Origin of the sequence: Micromonospora sp. DT201 (assembly GCF_049841575.1) — a bacterium.
Classification (GTDB): Bacteria; Actinomycetota; Actinomycetes; order Mycobacteriales; family Micromonosporaceae; genus Micromonospora.
In genome coordinates this window covers 87518-109856 of sequence record NZ_JBNCKP010000005.1, presented here as the reverse complement: position 1 = coordinate 109856, position 22339 = coordinate 87518, and the positions used below count along the sequence as shown (strand labels likewise).

Annotated in this window: 20 protein-coding genes, 1 pseudogene and 1 riboswitch; of the genes and pseudogenes, 12 read left to right on the top strand and 9 right to left on the bottom strand. The window is 70.7% G+C overall.

The genetic code is table 11. The annotated features are described in order from the left end of the window. Positions 1-48: 48 nt before the first annotated feature. Positions 49-837 (bottom strand): sporulation protein, encoded by a 789-nt coding sequence (locus tag ACLQ28_RS12170; RefSeq protein WP_425686553.1) that lies wholly within the window; start codon positions 835-837, stop codon positions 49-51. Positions 838-1069: 232 nt separating this feature from the next. Here ACLQ28_RS12170 and sigB point away from each other — a divergent pair, with 232 nt between their 5' ends. From sigB to ACLQ28_RS12150, 4 genes and pseudogenes are all read left to right on the top strand, one after another. Continuing rightward, complete coding sequence (gene sigB, locus ACLQ28_RS12165) at positions 1070-2086, top strand: RNA polymerase sigma factor SigB (protein ID WP_425686339.1); 1017 nt, start codon at positions 1070-1072, stop codon at positions 2084-2086. A 123-nt stretch (positions 2087-2209) separates the two neighbouring features. Continuing rightward, entirely contained in the window at positions 2210-2578 is a 369-nt protein-coding gene (locus ACLQ28_RS12160) for an ArsR/SmtB family transcription factor (protein WP_425686338.1), read from the top strand. A gap of 53 nt (positions 2579-2631) precedes the next feature. Then, positions 2632-3051: pseudogene (locus tag ACLQ28_RS12155) on the top strand (SRPBCC domain-containing protein); the annotation flags it as partial. Positions 3052-3075: 24 nt separating this feature from the next. Beyond that, on the top strand, positions 3076-3483 hold the full coding sequence (locus ACLQ28_RS12150; protein ID WP_425686552.1) for a VOC family protein: 408 nt from the start codon (positions 3076-3078) through the stop codon (positions 3481-3483). A gap of 10 nt (positions 3484-3493) precedes the next feature. On the opposite strand, the gene ACLQ28_RS12145 is transcribed toward ACLQ28_RS12150, so the two are convergent. From ACLQ28_RS12145 to ACLQ28_RS12135, 3 genes are read right to left on the bottom strand one after another with little or no spacing between them, the layout of a single operon-like run. After that, entirely contained in the window at positions 3494-6049 is a 2556-nt protein-coding gene (locus tag ACLQ28_RS12145) for a GNAT family N-acetyltransferase (RefSeq protein ID WP_425686337.1), read from the bottom strand. A gap of 25 nt (positions 6050-6074) precedes the next feature. Then, positions 6075-7256, bottom strand: a complete 1182-nt coding sequence (locus ACLQ28_RS12140) for an acetoin utilization protein AcuC (protein WP_425686336.1) — start codon at positions 7254-7256, stop codon at positions 6075-6077. A 48-nt stretch (positions 7257-7304) separates the two neighbouring features. After that, positions 7305-8162 carry a sulfurtransferase gene (locus ACLQ28_RS12135; protein WP_425686335.1) on the bottom strand — a complete coding sequence of 286 codons (858 nt, stop codon included), beginning with the start codon at positions 8160-8162 and terminating at the stop codon, positions 7305-7307. A 100-nt stretch (positions 8163-8262) separates the two neighbouring features. Between ACLQ28_RS12135 and ACLQ28_RS12130 the strand changes: the two genes are divergently transcribed. Then, positions 8263-8952, top strand: coding sequence for a metal-dependent transcriptional regulator (locus ACLQ28_RS12130; protein WP_425686334.1), 690 nt, complete (start codon positions 8263-8265; stop codon positions 8950-8952). A 19-nt stretch (positions 8953-8971) separates the two neighbouring features. Here ACLQ28_RS12130 and ACLQ28_RS12125 read toward each other — a convergent pair whose 3' ends face one another. Together ACLQ28_RS12125 and ACLQ28_RS12120 are read right to left on the bottom strand one after the other, a co-directional pair. Further along, positions 8972-9520: a hypothetical protein gene (locus ACLQ28_RS12125; protein ID WP_425686333.1), complete on the bottom strand. Its 549-nt coding sequence runs from the start codon at positions 9518-9520 to the stop codon at positions 8972-8974. A 112-nt stretch (positions 9521-9632) separates the two neighbouring features. After that, a complete protein-coding gene (locus ACLQ28_RS12120) occupies positions 9633-9887 on the bottom strand; it encodes a DUF5522 domain-containing protein (RefSeq protein ID WP_425686332.1) in 255 nt (84 codons plus the stop codon). A gap of 188 nt (positions 9888-10075) precedes the next feature. Here ACLQ28_RS12120 and ACLQ28_RS12115 point away from each other — a divergent pair, with 188 nt between their 5' ends. From ACLQ28_RS12115 to ACLQ28_RS12105, 3 genes are read left to right on the top strand one after another with little or no spacing between them, the layout of a single operon-like run. Continuing rightward, entirely contained in the window at positions 10076-11350 is a 1275-nt protein-coding gene (locus ACLQ28_RS12115) for an MFS transporter (RefSeq protein WP_425686331.1), read from the top strand. Positions 11351-11400: 50 nt separating this feature from the next. Beyond that, the gene (locus ACLQ28_RS12110; RefSeq protein ID WP_425686330.1) at positions 11401-11970 is read left to right on the top strand and encodes a dihydrofolate reductase family protein; all 570 of its coding nucleotides are present in this window, start codon (positions 11401-11403) and stop codon (positions 11968-11970) included. Between the two features lie 33 nt (positions 11971-12003). After that, positions 12004-12945 (top strand): MerR family transcriptional regulator, encoded by a 942-nt coding sequence (locus tag ACLQ28_RS12105; protein ID WP_425686329.1) that lies wholly within the window; start codon positions 12004-12006, stop codon positions 12943-12945. 23 nt (positions 12946-12968) lie between these two features. Here ACLQ28_RS12105 and ACLQ28_RS12100 read toward each other — a convergent pair whose 3' ends face one another. Beyond that, positions 12969-13904 (bottom strand): DUF2332 domain-containing protein, encoded by a 936-nt coding sequence (locus ACLQ28_RS12100; protein ID WP_425686328.1) that lies wholly within the window; start codon positions 13902-13904, stop codon positions 12969-12971. 143 nt (positions 13905-14047) lie between these two features. On the opposite strand from ACLQ28_RS12100, the gene ACLQ28_RS12095 reads away from it, so the two are divergent. The 3 genes from ACLQ28_RS12095 to ACLQ28_RS12085 all read left to right on the top strand — a co-directional run bounded on the left by ACLQ28_RS12095 (position 14048) and on the right by ACLQ28_RS12085 (position 17449). Continuing rightward, the gene (locus ACLQ28_RS12095; RefSeq protein WP_425686327.1) at positions 14048-15160 is read left to right on the top strand and encodes an FAD-dependent monooxygenase; all 1113 of its coding nucleotides are present in this window, start codon (positions 14048-14050) and stop codon (positions 15158-15160) included. 387 nt (positions 15161-15547) lie between these two features. Next, a complete protein-coding gene (locus ACLQ28_RS12090; RefSeq protein ID WP_425686326.1) occupies positions 15548-16249 on the top strand; it encodes an alpha/beta hydrolase in 702 nt (233 codons plus the stop codon). Between the two features lie 205 nt (positions 16250-16454). Beyond that, positions 16455-16536: riboswitch (ZMP/ZTP riboswitch) on the top strand. Between the two features lie 13 nt (positions 16537-16549). Then, positions 16550-17449, top strand: a complete 900-nt coding sequence (locus tag ACLQ28_RS12085; protein ID WP_425686325.1) for a bifunctional 5,10-methylenetetrahydrofolate dehydrogenase/5,10-methenyltetrahydrofolate cyclohydrolase — start codon at positions 16550-16552, stop codon at positions 17447-17449. Between the two features lie 126 nt (positions 17450-17575). Here ACLQ28_RS12085 and ACLQ28_RS12080 read toward each other — a convergent pair whose 3' ends face one another. Together ACLQ28_RS12080 and nrdR are read right to left on the bottom strand one after the other, a co-directional pair. Further along, positions 17576-20470 (bottom strand): vitamin B12-dependent ribonucleotide reductase, encoded by a 2895-nt coding sequence (locus ACLQ28_RS12080; RefSeq protein WP_425686324.1) that lies wholly within the window; start codon positions 20468-20470, stop codon positions 17576-17578. 29 nt (positions 20471-20499) lie between these two features. Then, entirely contained in the window at positions 20500-21003 is a 504-nt protein-coding gene (nrdR, locus tag ACLQ28_RS12075) for a transcriptional regulator NrdR (RefSeq protein WP_425686323.1), read from the bottom strand. A gap of 487 nt (positions 21004-21490) precedes the next feature. Here nrdR and lexA point away from each other — a divergent pair, with 487 nt between their 5' ends. Continuing rightward, entirely contained in the window at positions 21491-22276 is a 786-nt protein-coding gene (lexA, locus tag ACLQ28_RS12070) for a transcriptional repressor LexA (RefSeq protein ID WP_110563337.1), read from the top strand. Positions 22277-22339 lie beyond the last annotated feature (63 nt).

Below are 22339 nucleotides of genomic sequence, written 5' to 3'. Positions count from 1 at the left end.
TTGACGCAAAGCTCTTGATCACCCGGGAGGTTGGGGGCGGGGCGGGGGTTAGGAGAAGAGGCCTCGGCGGGTTAGGGACTGGCGGAGCCAGTTGTCGAGTTCGGCGGTCCAGTCGGTGCGGTCGGCGGTGGCGTGGTCCACCGTGAACCGGCCGAACGCGTCCCGACCCTCGGTGAAGACCCCGCCGCGCTTGTCGACCTCCAGCACCACCTGCATCTGCTGCGCATCGGCGACGAAGGTGACCTCCAACTGGTTGATCGAGCGGGCGTACTGCGGGGCTGGGCTGAACTCGATCTCCTGATAGAACGGCAACGTCTGCCGTACGCCATAGATGTGCCCACGCTCCACATCGGCGCGGGCGAACCGGAACCCCAGTCGCAGCAACGCGTCCAGCAGTCGCTCCTGCGCTGGCAGCGGGTGCACCGACACGGCGTCCAGGTCACCCTTGTCGACCGCGCGGGCGACTTCCAACTCGGTACGCAGACCCATCGTCATGCCGTGCAGGTGTTGCCCGTACAGCTCGGTGACTGGCGTCTCCCAGGGCACGTCGAAGCGGAACGGGATGTCGTGGCGCTGCCCAGGCTCCAGCCGGAACGCGCCGTTGACCTGCTGGCGGTGGAACTCCTGAGTGGTGTCGTAGTCGTTGTCGCCGCTCTCGACCTCGACGCGAGTAACCAGGCCGAGGGTCACGTGGTCGATGTCGACCTGGTGGTCGCCGCCGATCACCTGGACGCGGCCCTCCAGTTGGCCGCCTGGGCGGCAGTTCGGGTTGGCCAGCACCGTCTCCACCGACGGGCCGCCGACGCCCATCGCCTTCATGAGCCGCTTGAAGACCACACCGTCCTCCATCCTGTTACCTCGCCGGCACGAGGTGGCCGACCGTCCGCAACGTAGCCGTGGCGGGCAACCACACACCGGGTTGACACACCGCACCAGCGATCCGACCGAATTCCTGTCGGGTCCCCGATCGCCTCACCCCCGTTTTACGCCCCGCCCGCCAAGCTGTGTGTCACAGCGGTACCGCTGGGCCGGAGACACGGCACAGACGTGGAAACGGGGAGAGACAGAGATGGTCCTGCAGATGACGGAACACCGGATGCGCCCGGTCACCACGACCGACACCGACGGGGCCGCTGAGGTCCTCGCCGACCTGGACGCCACCGACGAGCGCGGCATCTCCACCGACCTGGTGCGGGCGTACCTCAACGGGATCGGCCGGACGAAGCTGCTGACCGCCGCCCAGGAGGTCGATCTGGCCCGGCGGATCGAGGCCGGCCTGTTCGCCGACGAGAAGCTGGCCACCTGCACTCCGGTCTCCGCGGAGCTGCGGGCCGACCTGGAGCTGATCGTCGCGGAGGGCCGGGCTGCGAAGGACCATCTGCTGGAGGCGAACCTGCGGCTGGTGGTCAGCATCGCCAAGCGCTACACCGGCCGCGGTATGGCGTTCCTCGACCTGATCCAGGAGGGCAACCTCGGCCTGATCCGGGCGGTGGAGAAGTTCGACTACGCCAAGGGCTACAAGTTCTCCACGTACGCCACCTGGTGGATCCGGCAGGCGATCACTCGCGCGATGGCCGACCAGGCTCGGACGATCCGCATCCCGGTGCACATGGTCGAACAGGTCAACCGGATGGTCCGGGCCCGCCGCGAGCTGGCGGTGACGCTGGGCCGCGAACCGACGGTCGCCGAGGTCGCCCACGCGCTGGAGATCCCCGAGATCCAGGTCATCGAGCTGATTTCCTACGACCGGGAGCCGGTCAGCTTGGACCAGGCCGTCGGCGACGACGGCGAGAGCGCGCTCGGTGACTTCGTGGCGGCGGTGGACCCGCGCAACGAGCCGGGCGACGCTGCCGCTCAGGGCGAGTTGCGCAACGAGGTCAGCATCGTGCTGGCCACCCTGTCGCAGCGGGAGCAGGCGGTCATCCGGCTGCGGTTCGGCCTGGACGATGGCCGTCAGCGCACCCTGGACGAGGTCGGTCGGGAATTCGGCCTGTCCCGGGAGCGGATCCGGCAGATCGAGAAGGTGACGCTGCTGAAGCTGCGCGACCCGGAGCGGGCGCAGCGCCTGGAGGCGTACGCCTGCTGACACCCCTGGTTCCCACGGAAGGCCCTGGCGGTTCGCCGGGGCCTTCCGTGCTGCCGAGGTGCTTGACGGTGGCAGCGATCCGCGATATAACCATCTGGTTATAAAACCAGGAGGCTATGAACGATGGGCACGGAATTGTTGGACGCGACCTTCGCGGCACTGGCCGATCCGACCCGGCGAGCCATCCTCGCCCGGCTCTCGGCCGGAGAGGCGACCGTGACGGAGCTGGCCCAGCCCTTCGAGATGAGCCAGCCCGCCATCTCCAAACACCTCAAGGTGCTGGAACGTGCCGGCCTGGTCAGCCGAGGGCGGGACGCCCAGCGCCGACCCTGCCGCCTGGAGGCCCGACCGCTGCGGGAGGCGACAGCCTGGCTCGCCGACTACCGCGACTACTGGGCGGAGAGCTATCAGCGCCTCGACGCCCTGCTCAACGAGCTCCAGGCCATCGACCAGACCGATAGGGATGCCCGACCGGACGGAACGGCCCGGTGACCGGCGACGACGACCCGCTCGTCGTGCACACCCCGGGTGATCGGGAGATCGTGATGAGTCGACTGTTCGAGGCACCGGCGCGCCTGGTGTTCGCCGCCTTCACCCGACCCGAGCTGCTGGTCCGGTGGTACGGCGCGCGGGGCTGGAGGCTGGTGGAGTGCGACGTCGACCTGCGGCCCGGCGGGCGGTGGCGGTTCCTGTCGCAGGGCCCGGAGGGCGCGCGGATGGTCCAGGCTGGGGGCTACCGGCAGATCGAGCCACCGCACCGGCTGGTCTACACCGAGCTGTTCGACGGCCAGTCCTACCCGGGCGAAACGCTGGTCAGCCACGAGTTCACCGAACTGGCCGGCCGGACGACGGTCACCACCACGCTGCTCTACGCCACCGCGAAGGGGCGGGACACCGTGCTGCGCTACCCGATGACCCGCGGGGTCGGGCAGAGCTTCACGCGGCTCGCCGACCTGCTGCGTTCCACAACGACGATACGAGGAGCAACCATGAACTGGACGTTGGAAGTGGTGATCGTGCCGGTCTCCGACCTGGACCGGGCGAAGAAGTTCTACGCCGACCAGCTCGGCTTCGTGGTCGACCACGACACGGTGATCAGCGACGAGGCGCGCATCGTCCAGCTGACCCCGCCCGGCTCGGGCTGCTCGATCGTGATCGGCAAGGGCCTCGTCCCCGACATGCCACCGGGGTCGCTCAAGGGCCTTCAACTCGTGGTGCCCGACCTGAAGCGGGCCCACGCGGAGCTGGTCGAACGTGGTGTGGAGGTCAGTGAGATCCAGGTGCTGGGTGCCAGCCCAACCCCCACGCCGCACCCGTTGGACAACGTCGGCTTCGTCTTCTTCACCGACCCGGACGGCAACTCCTGGGGCGTCCAACAGATCTCCAGCCGCGCCTGACCGGTCGTCCTCACAGACGGCGGGGGCCGGTATCCGGGCGGGCGACCACGCCGCCGACCCGCACCTGGGCGTGCAGGACGGAGATGCCGTCCGGGCGGGCGAGCACCGGATTGAGGGTCAACGACCGCACCCGGGGCTGCTCGTCGGCGAGCTGACCCACCCGCAGCAGCAGATCCGCCAGGGCCGCCCGGTCGACCGGTGCCGCACCCCGGTGCCCGCGCAGCAGCGGTGCTGCCCGGGGCTCGTCGACCAACTCGGCGGCGTCCCGGTCGGTCAGCGGCACCGCCCGCCAGGCCCGATCGCCGAGCAACTCGGTGGCGACCCCGCCGAGGCCGAAGCCGACCACCGGCCCGAACGCCGGATCCTCCACCAACTCCACCACGCAGGCCACCCCGGGCGGGACCATAGGCTGGACCAGCGCGTCCGCGCCGAAGGCCGCCGCCAGCTCGGCGTACGCCCGACGGAGGGTCGACTCGTCGGGCAGGTCGAGCCGGACGGCGCCGAGGTCGAGCCGGTGCCGCAGCCCGGGGGCGGCTGCCTTGAGCGCCACCGGGAAGCCCAGCCGCACCGCCGCGTCGACCGCCGCGCCAACCGAGTCGACAGGCACCGAGGCCACCACGTCGATCCCGTACGCGGCCAGCAGCGCACCGTGTTCGGTGGCGTCGGTGCGGAGCGCGGCCTGTGCGGCGAGCCGCTCGATGCCGGGCAGCTCGGGGGCCTTCCCGGGCGGGCGGCGGAGCCATTCGGCGTACCGGTGCACGTGGGCGAGAGCCCGGACCGCCTCCTCCACCCCGCCGTATGCGGGCACCCCCGGCGGCAGCCGCCCGACCAGGAACGTCGCCACGGTCGGCTTGCCCAGCGCGAGGGCGGCCGGTAGCGCGGCCGTCACGTCGGCGTCCACATCCGTCAGCTGGCCGGGCAGAGGCGGCGCGAAGACGACCACCAGGGCGTCCACCCGCTCGTCGTCGGCCGTCTCGGTGAGCGCGGCGGCGAACTCGGCGGCACCGGCGCTCGGCCCGACGTCACGGGGGTAACCGTCGGCCACGGTGAGGCCCTGCCCGACGCAGGCGGTGGCGGCCAGGCCGGTCAGGGCCGAGGAGTTGCCGACCACACCGACCCGGCCACCGACTGGCAGCGGCTGGTTGGCCAGCAGCACACCCGCGTCAAGCAGCTCCGACACGGTGTCCACCCGGATCACTCCGGACTGGGCGAAGAGCGCGGCCACCGCCACCTCGTCCGGCCCAGCGGTGTCGCCCAACCCGACCGGCCGGGCCGACGAGGCGAGCGCGACGACCGGTTTCGCGCGACCGATCCGCCGGGCCAGCCGGGCGAACTTGCGCGGGTTACCGAAGGTTTCCAGATACAACATGATCACGTCGGTGCCGGGGTCGTCCTGCCAGTACTGAAGAAGGTCGTTGCCGGAGACGTCGGCACGGTTACCGGCCGAGACGAAGCTGGACAGCCCGAGGCCACGCCGGTCCGCCTCGGCGAGCAGCGCCACCCCGAAAGCGCCGGACTGGCTGAAGATGCCGACCCGACCGGCCGGCGGCAGAGCCGGGGCGAGGGTGGCGTTGAGGCGTACCGTCGGGTCGGTGTTGGCCACGCCGAGACAGTTCGGGCCGATCACCCGCATTCCGGCGGCGTGCGCCGCGCGGACCAGCGATCTTTGCGTGGCCGCGCCCTCAGCGCCGGCCTCGGCGAAGCCGGCCGAGATGACCACCAGACCGTGCACGCCCGCGGCGGCGGCATCGGCGACCACCGCGGTCGCCGCCTCCGGCGGAACCGCCACCACCGCCAGGTCCACCGGGGTCCCGGCGTCGACCGCCGACGGGTACGCGGGAAGGCCCGCCACTGTCGACGCGCTCGGATGCACCGGCACCACCGCCCCGGTGAAACCGCCGTCGCGCAGGTGACCGAGCACCGCCGCGCCGACGCCCTGACCGGTGGCGCTGGCGCCGTAGACGACGATGCCGCGTGGGGCGAGCAGCCGGGCGATCGAACGGGCCTCGGTGCGGTGCTCCCGGCCACGCTGCACCTCCAGCGTGGCCTCGGTGGGCGCGATCGCGAAGCTCAGGTGCACCACGCCGTCGGCGTACTCGCGCTGGACCTGGTAGCCGAAGTCGGCGAAGACCCGCAGCATCGTCCCGTTGGCCGGCAGCACCTCGGCGACGAAGCTCATGATGTCGTTGCGGCGGGCGGTGTCTACCAGGTGCTCCATCAGCACCGAGCCGATGCCCCGGCCCTGGTAGGCGTCCTCCACCACGAAGGCCACCTCGGCCTCCGGAGCCTGCGGACCGAGCCGCTCGTAACGGCCGACCGCGACGATCTGATCGGCAGCCAGCACCACGAACGCCTCCCGATCGTGGTGGTCGACGGTGACGAATCGGATCAGGTCCCGTTCCGGGATGCGTGGGTACGGTGAGAAGTACCGCAGGTAGCGGGTGCGCTCGGAGAACCGGCTGTGCATCGCCACGATGCCCGGCGCGTCCGTCGGGTCGATCGGTCGCAACTGGACGGTGCTGCCGTCGCTGAGCAGCACGTCCACCGGCTGGTCCACGGTCGGCACCGGCGTGGCCCTCCCCCGGCCCGGCTCAGTCCCGCGGATCGTGCGGGTCGAGCCCCAGCAGCGGAAAGACCGTCTTGCGGGTCGCCGCGATCGCCCGGTCCACCGCGTTCGGTTCGCCGGTCGGCTGCCACGGCTCGTACGACGGATCGGCGTCGTCGGTCATCCGCAGCGGCACCTCCCGGCCCAGACGACGGGAGGCGACCAGATCCCGCCACGCGGCAGGGGTGAGCGTGGCCGGGTCGATCGGGTCGCCGGTGGCCACGGCAAGCAGGTGACTCCAGGCCCGGGGCACCACCTCGACCAGGGCGTACCCGCCGCCGCCGGTGGCCACCCAACGGCCGTCGCACAGCTCGTCGGCGAGCGCCCGCATCGCAAGGTAGGTGGCCCGCTGCCCGTCCACCGTCAGGTTGAGGTCGGCGAGCGGATCCAGTCGGTGCCCGTCGGCGCCGCACTGGGTGACGAGCACCTGCGGCCGGAACGCGCGCAGCACCGACGGCACGATCGCGTGGAACGCCCGCTGCCAGCCGCTGTCGTCGACACCCGGCGGCAGCGGCATGTTGACCGCGGAGCCCTGCGCGCCCGGCCCACCCGTCTCGTCCGGGAAACCCGTGCCTGGGAAGAGCGCCAGCGGTGTCTCGTGCAGGCTGACCGTGAGCACCCGGGGGTCGTCCCAGAAGATGTGCTGCACGCCGTCGCCGTGGTGCACGTCGACATCCACATAGGCGATCCGCTCGGCACCCAGGTCGAGCAGGTGGGCGATGGCCACCGCCGGATCGTTGTAGACACAGAAGCCGGAGGCTCGGGCGGGCATCGCATGATGCAGGCCGCCGGCCACGTTCACCGCCCGCCGGACATCGCCGCGCCAGACCGCCTCGGCGGCAGCCACCGTCGCACCGGCGATCAGAGCACTCGACTCGTGCATCCCCTCGAAGACCGGGTTGTCGGACGTGCCCAGCCCGTACCCGGCGAAGAGCGGATCGCGCGGCGCGGCGCGCACCGCGGCCACGTAGGCCGGGTCGTGCACCCGGGTGAGCAGGGCGTCGTCAGCGGGCTCTGGCTTGACCAACCGCACCCCCGGCCGATCCAGGACGCCCAGCTCGCGGGCCAGCGCGACGGTCAGCTCCACCCGAACCGGGTCGAGCGGATGGTCACCCATGTCGTAGGCGAGCAGCGACTCGTCCCACACCACCATCGTGTCGTCGGACATGAGCCCATCGTCGCACGAGGACCGTCGCCGACCCACCGCACGCGCTGGTCAGCGGCCAGATGTCGGCCCCGAGGCGACCGGTCGGCTCGGGTCGGCCACCCAGTTGCTCCACGATCCAACGTAGAGAGCCGCGTCCGCGCGGCCGGCCAGGTGCAGCGCGAGCACCGCCTGCGCGGCGGTCACCCCGGAGCCGCAGTACGCCCCGACGGCCCGCGCATCGGTCACCCCGGCGGCGGCGAACCGCTCGTGCAACACATCGGCCAGGAAACGTCCGTCCGGGCCGACGTACTCCCCGGCAGGCAGGTTCACCGCTCCCGGCACGTGTCCGGCGACCGGATCGATCGGCTCCACCTCGCCCCGGTAGCGGGGCGCCGCCCGCACGTCGAGCAACACAGTGTCGGCCTCGGCGGCCAACGCGGCGGTCTGCCCCGCGTCGAGCACCGGGAGACCACCTGGGCGTACCACCACGTCACCGGGAGTCGGCACGGGCGCGTCGGTCCGAACGGGCTGGCTGGAGGCGACCCAGGCCGGGTAGCCACCGTGCAGCAGGCGCACCTGGCCGTGCCCCGCCCAGCGCAGCGTCCACCAGGCCCGCGCGGCGGCCAGGCCGTCGCCACCGTCGTACACGACCACAGGGTGACCGGCGCGGACGCCAGCGGCCCGCAGCGCGGCCTGCAACGCGGCCGGGTCGGGCAGTGGATGCCGACCGCCGGTGCCCGGAGGCCCGCAGAGCGCGGTGTCCAGGTCGATGAAGACCGCGCCGGGCAGGTGGCCGGCGAGGTAGTCGTCGCGACCGGGCGGGCCGGTGAGCCGCCAGCGGACGTCGAGCAGGGTGGGCGGATCGGCGTGGTCAAGCTCGGCGGCGAGCTGAGCGACCTCGACCAGCGGCTCCTGAGTACCGGACATGGCGACCATCCAACACCATTCGCGTTGACGGCACGCGGTTCGGCGGCGGTCGTTGGCTGCTTGCCGAGGTAACATCGTGCACCGGAGGGCCGCTGACGTTATGAAGTCTCACGACCTGGTCGACACGACCGAAATGTACCTGCGCACCATCCTCGAGTTGGAAGAGGAGGGGGTGCCGCCGCTGCGTGCCCGGATCGCCGAACGGCTGCAGCAGAGCGGCCCCACGGTGAGCCAGACCGTCGCCCGGATGGAGCGCGACGGCCTACTCACCGTTGAGGGCGACCGACACCTGACGCTCACCGCACAGGGTCGTGACAGCGCCGTGTCGGTGATGCGCAAGCACCGCCTCGCCGAGCTGCTGCTGGTCAACGTCATCGGGATGCCCTACGAGGAGGCCCACGAGGAGGCCTGCCGCTGGGAGCACGTGATGAGCGACGCGGTGGAGAAGCGGGTCTACGACCTGCTCAACCGGCCGACCCGCTCCCCGTACGGCAACCCGATTCCAGGGCTACAGGCGCTGGGTTCGCCGGCGGCGGAGACCACCGAGGTCGCTGACGGCGAGCGCAATCTGGCCTTCCCCGGGCTCTCCGGGCCGGTCGTGGTGCGCCGGATCTGCGAGAGCGTGCAGAAGGACGCCGACGTGCTGCGCCAACTGCACGCCGCCGGCGTCGACCCGGGTGCCACGGTGACGGTGGCGCAGGAGCGCGACGGGGTGTCGATCGACCGGTCGGGTGACCGGGTGCGGCTGCCCCGCGAGGTCGCCTCGCGGGTCTTCGTCGCCGCCAGCTGACCAACCGGACACCCGGGCGTCACAGCGCCCGGGTGTCCACCTTCTTGGCCAGTGCGGCCAGGTCTCCGGCCAACTTCTCCGCCGCCGTGCGCTCGCTGCCACGCGCGCCGGTCCAGCTCAACGCGGCCAACCGTCCGTCGGTCGCCAGCCACCCCACCTCGGCGACCGGTCCGTGCCCGCTCGCCGCAGCGGTGGTCCGCCGGTACGCCTGCTGGCCCAACCCGGTGACCTTCGCCGCCTTGTCGGGCACCACGTCCGCGGCGAAGGTGGCCTTGTCGATCGTGGTTTCGGACACACTCAGCGTCAACTCCGGCAGCGCAGCGCCCCCGGCTCGGATCACACAGGTGTGCGTATCGCCCTGCTCGCTGGAAGCCGCCACGTCGAAGCGCACCTTGACCAACTGCTCGATCACCGTGAAGTCCAGCAGTCGGCAGGCACCGCCCGACGAGGCCGCCGCCACGTCCACCGCGATCGGCGCCGGTGGCGGCACCGCCACCGGCTCGGCCTCGGCGGCGCAGCCGCTCACCAGCAGCCCCGCCAGCCCGGCGACCACGATCCGCCCGCGCACGTTCCACCCTCTCGCCGACCGACGGCGGAAGGTGCCCGCCAGATGCCCGTCGGACACCGTACGGGGTGTCGGGTGCCGGGCGGAAGCCCTCGTTCCGCCGGCTAGTTGACGCTTATCCGGGCTGTGGATCATCCACGTACGGGCAGTGCCGGCAACCGCGCCCGCAGCACGTGCCGCGCCGAGCCAGGAAGTCGGCACTGAGCACGAACAGCCCGGTCGCCGGGTCGAGGTAGCCGGCCTCCCCGGCGGCCAGCGCGGCGGCGTGCGCGGCGAGGACCCTGACCCGGTCGGGGTGCTCGGGCGACAGCCGTGACGGGTGCGGCTCGGTGAGCGGCCGATCGGCCAGGGGTCGTCGCTCTCCGGTCACCACAGCAGTCTAGGGACGGCCGTGGCTGCGACTCAGCCGTGCCGGGCCAGCGCGGCGGTCCGCCTCGCCCGTGTGCTGGGCAGCACAGCCCGGGGCCGGCGGAATTGCCGTGCCGGGTGGGGCGGCGCGTCGGTAGAGTCCGCGAGCCGCTGGCCAGCGGCGCAGACCCGCACAGACAGGCAGCGACCGTGAGTCAGCAGGTGGAGCAGTCCCCGATGATCGAGGCGGGGACGCCCCTCTCGCTGTGGCGCACCCGGAACTTCCTGCTGCTCTGGGGCGGCCAGACAGTCAGCGAGCTGGGCACTCGGATCGCCGGCGTGGCGGTGCCGCTGCTCGCCGCGGACACCCTGCACGCCAGCGTCTTTCAAATCTCCCTGTTGACCGTCCTGGCCTGGCTGCCGTACCTGCTCTTCTCGCTGCCTGCGGGCATCGTCGCCGACCGGCTCGACCAACGGCGGCTGATGATCGCGTGTGACCTGGGTCGAGCCGCGCTCATGCTGTCCCTGCCGGTGGCCGCCCTGGCCGGCCACCTCACCCTGCCCTTCCTGTACGCGGTGGTCGGGCTCGGTGGAGTGCTCACCGTGCTGTTCACCGTGGCGTACAAGAGCCTGTTGCCCCGGCTGGTCCCGGCGGACCTGCTGGTGGACGGCAACGCCAAGCTCACCATCAGCCAGGATGCCGCCGAGCTGGTCGGCCCGACGATCAGTGGCGCGTTGATCGGGCTGGTCGGGGCGGCCCGCACGTTCCTGACCAACGGGTTCGCCTTCCTGGTCAGCGCGCTGACGCTGGTCCTGATCCGGGAGGCCCCGGTACGCCGCGAGCCGGCACCTCGTGTGCCGCTGCGGGTGGAGCTGACCGACGGGCTCGGTTTCATCCGCCGACAGCCACTCCTGGTCAGCATCCTGGCCTGCACCACCTGGTCGAACTTCTGGGTGATGGCGTCGGGTTCGATCGAGGTGACCTTCCTGGTCCGCGAGCTGCACGCCAACCCGGTGCAGGTGGGGCTGGTCTTCTCGGTCAGCGCCGTCGGCGGGCTGGTGGTGGGGGTGCTGGCCGCTCGGCTGACGGCCTGGCTCGGCTCGGCTCGGGTGATCTGGGTGGCGATGACGGCCCCAGGCCCGTTCTACCTGTTCCTGCCGCTGGCCCAGCCCGGCTGGGGGGTGCTGCTCTACGGGGTCGGGCTGGCCGCGTTCTCGGCCAACGCGGTGCTGTTCAACGTGGCAGCCATGTCGTACCGGCAGCGGATCACCCCGTCGGCGATCCTCGGTCGCGTCAATGCGGCGTTCCTCTGGATCTGTTTCGGGGTGATCCCGCTCGGCGCGCTCACCGGAGGCGCGCTCGGCACCGCGCTGGGGCTGCGCGGGGCACTCTGGGTGTGCGTGCTGGGCACCTGGGCCGCGTGCCTGTTCGTGGTCTGCTCCCCGCTACGCCGGATGCGCGACACGCCACCGGTTTCGTCGTAGCATCCGACAATGCTCGGGGTCGACCACCTTGACGAGCGTGGAGGGGCGCCATGCGGAAGATCGTTATGCACATGAGCGTGTCGTTGGACGGGTTCTTCGAGGGCCCGGACGGCGACCTCGGCTGGCACCAGGTCGACGACGAGTTGCACTGGCACTTCAACGAGGAGATCGCCCCGATGGGCGGGTTCCTCAACGGCCGCGTCACCTACGAGCTGATGGCCGCGTTCTGGCCGACTGCCGACCAGGACCCGACCGCCAGCGGCCCCATGCGCGAGTACGCCCGCATCTGGCGGGACATGCCGAAGATCGTCTACTCCCGCACCCTCGACCATGCCGACTGGAACGCCACAGTCGTGCGTGAGGTCGACGTCGAGCAGGTCCGCAAGCTCACCGCCGAGGCCGGCGGTGACCTGGCGCTCGGCGGCGCCAACCTGGCCGTGTCCTTCGCCGAGCACGACCTGATCGACGAATACCGGACCTACATCCATCCGGTGCTGCTCGGCCGAGGCCGCCGACCCTTCCCCGACGCTGACGGCCTGCCCGACCTGCGGCTGGTGGAGAGCCGGGAGTTCAGCAACGGCGTCGTCCTGCTCCGCAACGAACGGGTGCGAAAGGCTTGAGTCTCCACCGGGGGGAGACGCGAGGGTGGGGGCATGAGCGGGGAGACGCGTTACACGATCGGCGACCTGGCACAGCGGACCGGCCTGAGCGTCAAGACCATCCGGTACTACGCCGACAGCGGGATCGCGCCACCGACCGACCGGAGCCCGGCCGGCTACCGGCGGTACGGCCCGGACGCTGTCGCCCGGTTGGAGTTGGTCCGCACACTGCGTGACCTGGGCGTCGACCTGGCCACCATCCTCCGCGTGGTGGATTGCGAGGTGCCGTTGGCGGAGGTGGCCGCCGCGCACGCCGAGGCGCTGGCGGTGCAGATCCGTCTCCTGGGGCTCCGGCGGGCGGTGCTCCTGGTGGCGGCGAGGCGAGGGTCGGGAGCGGCCGAGGTGGACGACCTGCACCGGCTGGCCCAGCTCACCGCGCGTGAGCGGGAGCACCTGGTCGGGGATTTCCTGGACATCGTCTTCGAGGGCGCGGACGACCAGCCCACCTACCCGGGCGTGATCGTCTCGATGACACCGCAGCTGCCCGACGAGCCCACCACCGAGCAGGTCGAGGCATGGTTGGAGCTGGCCGAGCTGTGCCAGGATCCCACCTTCCGCGCAAGCATGCGGCGGTTGGCGCGGCAGCACGCCGCCGACCACGACGTCCCGGGGCTGCCCCGCCCGGACGCCGTCGCGGTGGTCCGGGACGCGGTGGCCCCCGCCCTCGCGGTCAACCTCGATCCGACCGGGCCGGGAGCCGATGCCGTGGTCGCGGCGGTCACCAGCCGGTATGCGAGCCTCCAGGGCCGTCCCGACGACGCCGATCTGCGCCAGCGGCTGCTCGACCGGCTGACAGTGGCCAACGACCCCCGCCGGGACCGGTACCTCGACCTGCTGTCGGTGATCAACGGCTGGTCGGCCGGCGATGCGGTCGCGCCAGCGGTGGCCTGGTTCCTCCAGGCTCTGCACGCCCGGATGCCCGAGCCGGCTCACTGAGCTGGTGGGTCGACCCCCGGGTGTCAGCCGAACCAGGTCACCGCCTGGCCGTGCCCTCGGGTCCACGCCAGCGGCTTCCCGTCGAGCGCGAGAACGTTGTGCAGCGCATCGTTCGGCGGGTGGGGCAAGCCGTCGTACCGCAGCACATCCGGGGCCTCGTTTGCGACCCAGTGCCCGGGCAGGTCACCGACCAGCCGAACGAACGCCTCCCGGCGCGGGGCGGGCACCTGGTAGAGCACCGACGTGTGAAAGACCACAAGCGTCGCGCCGGCTGGTGCCTGAGTGGCCAGCGCCGGCAGGTCGTCCACGAGGTCACCGCGGACAAGCAGCGGCGGGTCCGCCGCCGCGACCGCCGCCGCGGCACGAAGCCGGGCCCGCCGGTGCGCGTGCTCCGGCCAGATCAGCGCGTCCAGCCAGGACACATCGTCGGGGTCGGTCACGTCGAGCGGGTTGAGGTCGAGGCCGGCCCGCCACACCACCTGGGGTACGCGCGTCGGCGGCACCAACCCGCTTGCCGCGCACTCCAGGACCGGCTCGCCGGACCCGACCTGATGCTCGCCGTAGCGGTACGCGTACCGGTCGGGATAGAGGCAGAGCCCGGCAGACGCACCGACCTCCAGCAGGGCAAGGGGCTGCGGCAGAGCGGCGAGCACCGGCAGCAGGGCTGCGCAGCGGCCGCTCTCGTTCGTCTGGGTGGCCCGGGTGCGCAGCTGCGCCTCAACGGCGGGCCAGTGCGTCACCGTGTAGTCGAGGAAGGCGACCGGGTCGTCGACCGGGCCGCCGAGCCAGCGGACGACGCCGAACAGCAGGTTCGGCTGTCGTTTGGCGGGTGGAAGCGTGCCGAGCAGGGCGAGCAGGGCGTCGTCGTGGGCCACAGCGTGCGACAGGCGCTCGTACGTGGGCGACAACCCGCGCACCTCGCGGCTACCGAACCTGACGTATGCCTCGGCGGTTGTCATGCCCCTCATCGTCGCAGCCGTTTCACGGCATTTCAGCCCCCGTTGACGTGCGTCGCCTCACCCGCCTCGTAGAGTGCTGCGGCGGCCGGAACGTTGAGCAGCAGCTCAGCCGACCGGCAGAGGTCAACGGAGAGGTACGTGTCGTGCAGGGTGAAGGTGTTCGGGTACTGATCGTTGGCGGTGGTGTCGCGGGATTGGCGACGGTGGCCGCGTTGCGGGGTTGGGGCGCGACGGTCGACGTGGTCGAGCGGGCACCCGGGCCGACCGACTCCGGCACTGGCATCTACCTCACCGGCAACGCGACCCGCATGCTCGACGTACTCGGTCTGCGGGAGCCGGTCGCCGACGTCGCCGTGGAGATCACGCGGCAGCGCAGCGCCAACCAGCGCGGCCGTCGCCTCTTCGACATCGACGTGACCGCGCTGTGGCAGGGCGTCGGCCCGTGTGTGTCGCTGCCCCGGGCGCAGTTGCACCGGGCGCTGCTCGCCGGTGTCGGCGACGCGCCGATCCGCTGGGGCCGCCAGCCGGTCGCGCTCGCCGAAGAGGGCGACCTGGTCGCCGTCGAGTTCGACGATGGCAGTACGCAACGGTACGACCTGGTGATCGGCGCCGACGGGGTGAACTCGACGGTCCGCCGGCTCACCTTCGACGGTCAGGCGGCCCGCGACCTCGGCCAATACGCGTACCGGTGGGTCGCTCCCCGCATCGACGACGAGCCGGTCTGGTCGGTGCAGTTGGGGCGCGGTCGGCAGTTCCTCACGATCCCGATCAGCGCCGAGCAGACGTACTGCTACTACAACGACGGCCCGGTGGTCGACCGGCCGGGCTGGCGTGAGGAGCTGGGCGCGACGTACACCGACCCGGTCGGCGTCATGCTCAAGGCCCTCGACCACGACGACAGCACCCTGCACGCCGGGCCCAACCAGGAGGTCGTGCTCGACTCGTGGTCCCGGGGGCCGGTGCTGCTGATCGGCGACGCCGCCCACGCCACCTCGCCGAACATGGCCCAGGGCGCGGCGATGGCCCTGGAGGACGCGGTCGTGCTCGCTTCGTCGTTGGCCACCGCCGGGTCCATCGCCGAGGCCCTGCGCGGGTACGAGGCGCGGCGCCGCCCGCGTACGAACTGGGTGCTCAGCCAGACCCATCGCCGCGACAAGGCCACCGGGCTCCCGCCCACGCTGCGCGACCTGGTGATGCGCCGCCTCGGCGAGCAGATGTTCCGCTCGAACTACGGGCCCCTGTTCGCCCAGCCCTGACCGGTCCGAGCTGACCGGTCGAGGCTGGGCGTGCCCAGCACCGCTCAGGGCAGCTGGCCCGGCCGTCGGCGCCGGGAATCACATACATCCGCATTGGCACGAGAAACGAGTTTGTTTTTCCCGCCGCGTTCAGCAATAAAGAAATCGCTATGTATACGTGCATGGATGCAGCACGGAAACCGGGCTACGTGGTGTTAGTCACGGCTGCACCGTCGACGCCGGGCTTGTGGCTCGGCTCATAGTCGACCGCACCTTGCTACCCGAAAGTAGCGGCATATATTTCCGCTGTCGCCGGTCGGGATGGGCGCTGCGCTGATACGCGACGGCGCGTGGCGGCAACGCACTCCAGATCCGATCATTTGAATCCATGCGGGCAGGAACATTATCTTGAACAGCATTCCGTCGCTTCTTCTCGTACACGGCGCCTGGCACGGGCCCTGGGCCTGGCAGTCGCTCGTCGAGCAGTTCCCGGATATCGAGATCCACACCGTTGCGCTACCCAGTAGCGGCAACGACCCCGCTGCCCTCGGGGACCTCTACGACGACGCGGCCGTGGTCAAGGCCGCCGTCGCCGCCATCGACGGCCCGGTCGTGGTCGTCGCCCACTCCTACGGTGGTGCCCCGGTCACGGAGGCGCTCGCTGCCGCGGACAACGTACGCCGAATTGTTTATCTCGCTGCTTTTCAGCCGGACGTCGGCGATTCGCTCTTCTCCACCGCCGGTGGCGTTGCTCCGCCGTGGTGGGAGGTGCACGAGCGGACGGACCTGAAGGGCAAGGGTCACATCGAGCCATCGCAGCCCCGAGAGGTCTTCTACGGCGACGTCGATCCGGAGATCGCGGAACAGGCCATTGCACGACTCGGACTCCAGTCCTGGGCCTCGACGCAGCAGCCGCTGACCGAGGCGGCGTGGCGCACCATTCCCAGCACCTACATCATCTGTGAGGCCGACAACGCTCTTCCGCCCTTCGCCCAGGAGCTCATGGCCAAGCGGGCCGAGCGGGTGTTGCGGATGAACTCCTCGCACTCGCCGTTCCTTTCTCAGCCCGTCGAGTTGGCCGCGCTGATCCGGGCGGAACTCTCCGCCTGACGCACGCGGCGCGGGTAGCGGGTGGGCGCGCCCGCCCGCCCGGCTCCGTCGACGGCACCAATGCCGACGAGCGATATACCTCAGAGTCATTAATATGACTCTGAGGTATATCGACGAACGGCACCATGCCCCCGGTGCGGGTCTGCCCGGCACTCAAGGGCTCTGCTGGTCCAGGTGGGCAGTCGCCCTGGTCATGCGGCATTATCGAACCACCGGCGACTGGCGGCACGGGGATGGTGCAACCATCGGGGAGCCTCTCGCGGGCGTCGACCGCCTGGGCGCCTGCGTCGAGGGACCGTCATGACCACGACCAGCAAATCCGTAGAACACCACACCCCGTCGGGCCCAGCCCGACTCCTGCCGGGTGCACCCGTCGCCGAGGCCGTCCTGGCCGAGACCGCCGCCGCAGCCGCCCGCCTACGCAGCCGCGGGATCACACCGAGCCTCGCCACCATCCTCGTCGGCGACGACGACGCCAGCGCCGGTTACATCGCCATCAAGCAGCGTCAGGCCGCCGCGCTCGGGTTCGCGTCGCCGCACGTGCATCTGCCTGCCACCGCCGCCCAGGCCGACCTACACCGGTCCATTGCCCGATTCAACGCCGATCCCGCCGTGCACGGACTGCTCGTGCAGTACCCCGTTCCGGGGCATCTGGACTACGACGCGGCGCTGCAGACCATCGACCCGGACAAGGACGTCGACGGCATGCATCCGCTGAACATGGGGCGTCTCGCCGTCGGCCTGCCCGGCCCGCTGCCGTGCACTCCCGCCGGCATCGAAGCCCTCCTGGCGCACTACGAGATCCCGGTCGCCGGTCGTGAGGTCGTCATCCTCGGCCGGGGTGCCACCCTTGGCCGACCCCTGGCGATGCTGCTCGCCCAGAAGCGCCCGACCGCCAACGCCGCCGTCACCGTCGTACACACTGGCGTGCCCGACTGGGCCCGCTACACCCGCCGCGCCGACATCCTCGTCGCCGCCGCCGGCGTACCCCGGATCGTTCAGCCTGAGCACGTCAAGCCCGGCGCCGTCGTCATCGGTGCCGGCGTCCGGTACGAAGGGCGGCGTCTCCTACCGGACGTGGACGAAGCGTGCGCCGAGGTCGCCGGCGCCATCACGCCCCGGGTTGGCGGGGTCGGTCCGACCACCGTCGCGATGCTGTTCCGCAACGCCGTACGCGCCGCCGAACGCGCGAGCCAGTAGCCCGGTCACCGCCGCAGGTATGCCGCCGGCCTCGGCATGATCAGGGCAACAACACGAACACCTGGATAAGGCGCTGCCCCGACTCCCACGAGGGAAGCCGGGGCAGCGCCCGCGTTTCGCGTTACGTCAGCTGCAGCCGCTGGTGGAGCCGCAGCCCTCGCAGACGTAGCAGCTACCGGCCGGGCGCATCTTCGTACCGCAGGTGAAGCAGAGCGGTGCGTCGGCGGCCTTGCCGATCACGGCCTCCAGCAACTCGGTGCTGGAACCCACGCTCGGAGCCGGCTTGGCGGCGGCCACGTCGGCCATCTCCTGGGCCGGCTGCGCGACGGCCTCCGGCTTGGCCGGGGTCTCCACCGGTGCCGAGGACGCCATCGCGGTGAGCTCCACACCAGTGACCGCGGCAGCTTCCGCGTCGGCCTCGGCCCGCAGTTGGGCGGCCCGCTCGGACGCGGTGAAGATGCCCAGCTCGGCACGGCGCTCGTACGGCAGGAAGTCCAGCGCCAGGCGACGGAAGATGTAGTCCATCACCGAGGCCGCCATCCGCACGTCCGGGTCGTCGGTCATACCGGCCGGCTCGAAGCGCATGTTGGTGAACTTGCTGACGAACGTCTCCAGCGGCACGCCGTACTGCAGGCCGATGCTGATGGCCACCGAGAAGGCGTCCATCACCCCGGCCAGGGTCGAGCCCTGCTTGGACATCTTGAGGAAGACCTCACCGAGGCCGTCATCCGGGTAGGACGACGCGGTCAGGTAGCCCTCGGCGCCGCCGACGGAGAAGCTGACCGTCTCGGACGGGCGCTTCTTCGGCAGGCGCTTACGCACCGGCCGGTACTCGATGACCTTCTCCACCGCGGCCGGGGCGGCCGGCGCGGTCTCGACGGCGGCCGGCTCGGTGGCCTTGTTGGACTTGGCCACCGAGAGCGGCTGGCCGACCTTGCAGTTGTCCCGGTAGATCGCCAGCGCCTTGAGGCCGAGCTTCCAGCCCTCGAAGTAGATCTTCTCGACGTCCTCGACGGTGGCTGCCTCCGGCATGTTGACCGTCTTGGAGATGGCACCGGAGACGAACGGCTGGATCGCCGCCATCATCCGCACGTGCCCCATCGGGGCGATCGTCCGCTCCCCCATGGCGCAGTCGAAGACCGGGTAGTGCTCCGGCTTGAGGCCCGGGGCGTCCACCACGTGGCCGTGGTCGGCGATGTGCTCGACGATCGCCTCGACCTGCTCCTCGGGGTAGCCGAGGCTGCGCAGGGCGCGCGGAACCGTCTGGTTGACGATCTGCATCGAGCCGCCGCCGACCAGCTTCTTGAACTTGACAAGCGCCAGGTCCGGCTCCACGCCGGTCGTGTCGCAGTCCATCATGAAGCCGATCGTGCCGGTCGGCGCGAGGACGCTCGCCTGCGCGTTGCGCCAACCGAACTTGTCACCGATCTTGTTGCCCTGGGTCCACTGCTTGGTCGCCTCGCGGACGATCGCGGTGGCCACCGGGCTGGTCGGCTTGATCTCGTCGTTGGCTGCGGCGTGCTTACGCATGACCCGCTTGTGCGGCTCGGCGTTGCGGGCGTAGCCGTCGTACGCGCCGACGACGCCAGCCAGCTCAGCCGAGCGGCGGTAGGCGGTGCCGGTCATCAGGGACGTGATCGACGCGGCGACCGAGCGGCCCTGCTCCGAGTCGTACGGCAGGCCGGTGGCCATCAGCAGGGCGCCGAGGTTGGCGTAGCCGATGCCGAGCTGCCGGTAGGCGCGGGAGGTCTCGCCGATCTTCTCGGTCGGGAAGTCCGCGAAGCAGATCGAGATGTCCATCGCGGTGATGACGAACTCGACGGACTTGACGAACTTCTCCACCTCGAAGCCACCGTCGGCGCGGAGGAACTTCATCAGGTTGAGCGAGGCCAGGTTGCACGAGGAGTTGTCCAGGTGCAGGTACTCCGAGCACGGGTTCGACGCGGTGATCCGCCCGGTCTCCGGGCAGGTGTGCCAGTCGTTGATCGTGTCGTCGTACTGCAGGCCCGGGTCGGCGCACTCCCAGGCAGCCTGGGAGATGGTGCGGAACAGCTTCTTGGCGTCGACGGTGTCGATCACCGCGCCGTCCAGCCGACCGCGCAGGTCGAAGCCGCCGCCGGTCTCCACCGCCGACATGAACTCGTCCGAGACCCGGACCGAGTTGTTGGCGTTCTGGTACTGCACGCTGACGATGTCGGAGCCGCCAAGGTCCATGTCGAACCCGGCGTCGCGCAGCGCGCGGATCTTGTGCTCCTCGCGCGCCTTCGTGACCACGAACTCCTCGATGTCCGGGTGGTCGACGTCGATGATGACCATCTTGGCCGCGCGGCGGGTCGCCCCACCGGACTTGATGGTGCCGGCAGAGGCGTCCGCGCCGCGCATGAAGCTGACCGGGCCGGAGGCGGTGCCGCCGGAGGAGAGCAACTCACGGGAGGAACGGATCCGCGAAAGGTTGACCCCGGACCCGGAGCCGCCCTTGAAGATCAGCCCCTCCTCCTTGTACCAGTCGAGGATCGAGTCCATCGAGTCGTCGACGGCCAGGATGAAGCAGGCGCTGACCTGCTGCGGCGACGGCGTGCCGACGTTGAACCAGACCGGCGAGTTGAAGCTGAACACCTGGTGCAGCAGCATCCAGGTCAGCTCGTGCCCGAAGATCTCGGCGTCCGCCGGGCTGGCGAAGTAGCCGTACTCCTCACCCGCGGTGCGGTAGGTGGTGACCACCCGGTCGATCAACTGCTTGAGCGACCACTCCCGCTCCGGGGTCCCCACCGCGCCCCGGAAGTACTTCGTGGTGACGATGTTGGCCGCGTTCACGCTCCACGACTGCGGGAACTCGACCCCACGCTGCTCGAAGTTGATCGAGCCGTCCCGCCAGTTCGTCATCACGACGTCGCGGCGCTCCCAGGTGACCTCGTCGTACGGGTGGACACCCTCGGTCGTCCACACTCGCTCGATCTTCAGCCCAGCGCTCGCGTTGGCCTTGCTTCGTGACCTGCTTGTCGTCACACCATCCCCCGGCATCTCATCCGCCCCCTCAAAAAACAAAAATCTCAGTTGGTACGACCGGCGGGCCCCGCCGCCCCGACCCCCGCCGCGCCCTCGCGGGCATGGGCGGCGGCCCGCAATGTCTCAATCTCCTGCTCGAAGTCGGCGAGCGAGTCGAAGGACCGGTAGACGCTGGCGAACCGCAGGTACGCCACCTCGTCCAGGCCCTGCAGCGGGCCCAGGATCGCCAGCCCCACATCGTGGCTGGGGATCTCGGCCGCACCCTTGGCCCGCACCGTCTCCTCGACCTTCTGAGCCAGCAACGCGATCGAGTCCTCGTCGACCGGCCGGCCCTGGCACGCCTTACGCACCCCGCCGATGATCTTCGTACGGCTGAACGGCTCGGTCACCCCGCTGCGCTTCACGACTGCGAGGACCGCCTCCTCGACGGTGGTGAACCGCTTGCCGCACTCCGGGCAGGATCGCCGCCGTCGGATGAGCTGGCCGTCGTCGGCCTCCCGCGAGTCGACCACCCGGGAGTCAGCGTGCCGGCAGTACGGACACCGCATCGCGCACCTCCTTGCAAATGATCGACTGCGACCGCACCGGGCACCCCTGGGCACGACTCACCGCGACGGTGCCATCCTCGGATGACGCCCGCCGTGATCGACGTTACGGGAGTGCGGTCGGTAGTCGGACCCAACCTGTGGGCAACTTACGCCCGTGTCACTACTACATCTAGGGGTCGACCGTATGTCGCTGGGGAAGCCGGGTCAAGTTGGACGGCGTGTCCGGCGCGTCACGGACCATCCGGTCATCCGCCCCCACCAGCACGCCCGAAGACCCAACGCCGAGACCCCGCCCGGGTTACCGCCCAGCAGGCCGAAGTGGTCCGGAAATCAGCCGACAACGCGGCTTTTCGCCCCGACACGCCAGTGAGAGGTCGTACAGATGTTTGAAAATGACCGATCTCACCTATACGGTCATGAACAACGTGGCACCACCGCACGCACCACGAGCCGACGAGGCACCCAGCGCCGACCAGGGAGGACGGACGTGACCGAGGACCGGGCCAGCCGGCCGAAGAGCCCGCAGCAGATCACCGACGCGGGCCCGCCAGCCACCCGACGCCGCAGTGCCGCGCGCAGCCGGACGGGCCAGCCCGCCGTGCGCCCGGTCACCCCGGTGGTCAGCGCCTTCCCCGACCCGGCGACGGTCGACCTGACCGCCCGCCAGCGTCGCATCCTTGAGTTCATTCGCACCTGGGTGGAGCGGCACGGCTACCCGCCGAGCGTCCGGGAGATCGGCGAGGCTGTCGGCCTGGTGTCGCCGTCCAGCGTCGCCTACCAGCTCAAGGAGCTGGAAAAGAAGGGCTTCCTGCGCCGCGACCCCAACCGGCCGCGCGCGGTGGATGTCCGCGCCCCCAGCGAGGCCATCGACGACGAGCTGTCCCGGGCACAACGGCCGACCCCGGCGTACGTGCCGATGCTCGGTCGGATCGCCGCCGGTGGGCCGATCCTCGCCGAGCAGGCCGTGGAAGACATCTTCCCGCTGCCCCGCGAGCTGGTGGGCGAGGGCGAGGTCTTCATGCTCCAGGTCAAGGGCGACTCGATGCTCGACGCGGCGATCTGCGACGGCGACTGGGTGGTCGTTCGGCAGCAGCCGACCGCCGACTCGGGCGAGATCGTGGCCGCCATGCTCGACGGCGAGGCGACCGTCAAGACCTACCGGCGACGTGACGGGCACGTCTGGCTGATGCCACAGAACCCGGCCTTCGACCCGATCCCCGGTGACGACGCCACCATCATGGGCCGCGTCGTGGCGGTGCTGCGCCGAATCTGACCGGTCGGTGGGTGAGTGCCCGCGGGCGCTCACCCACACTGGTTGTCCCAGGGGGCGGATGAG

Coding starts and splice junctions, on each gene's coding strand:
- sigB (WP_425686339.1), top strand. CDS start 1,070: ATGGTCCTGCAGATGACGGAACACCGGATGCGCCCGGTCACCACGACC.
- ACLQ28_RS12160 (WP_425686338.1), top strand. CDS start 2,210: ATGGGCACGGAATTGTTGGACGCGACCTTCGCGGCACTGGCCGATCCG.
- ACLQ28_RS12150 (WP_425686552.1), top strand. CDS start 3,076: ATGAACTGGACGTTGGAAGTGGTGATCGTGCCGGTCTCCGACCTGGAC.
- ACLQ28_RS12140 (WP_425686336.1), bottom strand. CDS start 7,256: ATGTCCGACGACACGATGGTGGTGTGGGACGAGTCGCTGCTCGCCTAC.
- ACLQ28_RS12135 (WP_425686335.1), bottom strand. CDS start 8,162: ATGTCCGGTACTCAGGAGCCGCTGGTCGAGGTCGCTCAGCTCGCCGCC.
- ACLQ28_RS12130 (WP_425686334.1), top strand. CDS start 8,263: ATGAAGTCTCACGACCTGGTCGACACGACCGAAATGTACCTGCGCACC.
- ACLQ28_RS12110 (WP_425686330.1), top strand. CDS start 11,401: ATGCGGAAGATCGTTATGCACATGAGCGTGTCGTTGGACGGGTTCTTC.
- ACLQ28_RS12105 (WP_425686329.1), top strand. CDS start 12,004: ATGAGCGGGGAGACGCGTTACACGATCGGCGACCTGGCACAGCGGACC.
- ACLQ28_RS12100 (WP_425686328.1), bottom strand. CDS start 13,904: ATGACAACCGCCGAGGCATACGTCAGGTTCGGTAGCCGCGAGGTGCGC.
- ACLQ28_RS12085 (WP_425686325.1), top strand. CDS start 16,550: ATGACCACGACCAGCAAATCCGTAGAACACCACACCCCGTCGGGCCCA.
- ACLQ28_RS12080 (WP_425686324.1), bottom strand. CDS start 20,470: ATGCCGGGGGATGGTGTGACGACAAGCAGGTCACGAAGCAAGGCCAAC.
- nrdR (WP_425686323.1), bottom strand. CDS start 21,003: ATGCGGTGTCCGTACTGCCGGCACGCTGACTCCCGGGTGGTCGACTCG.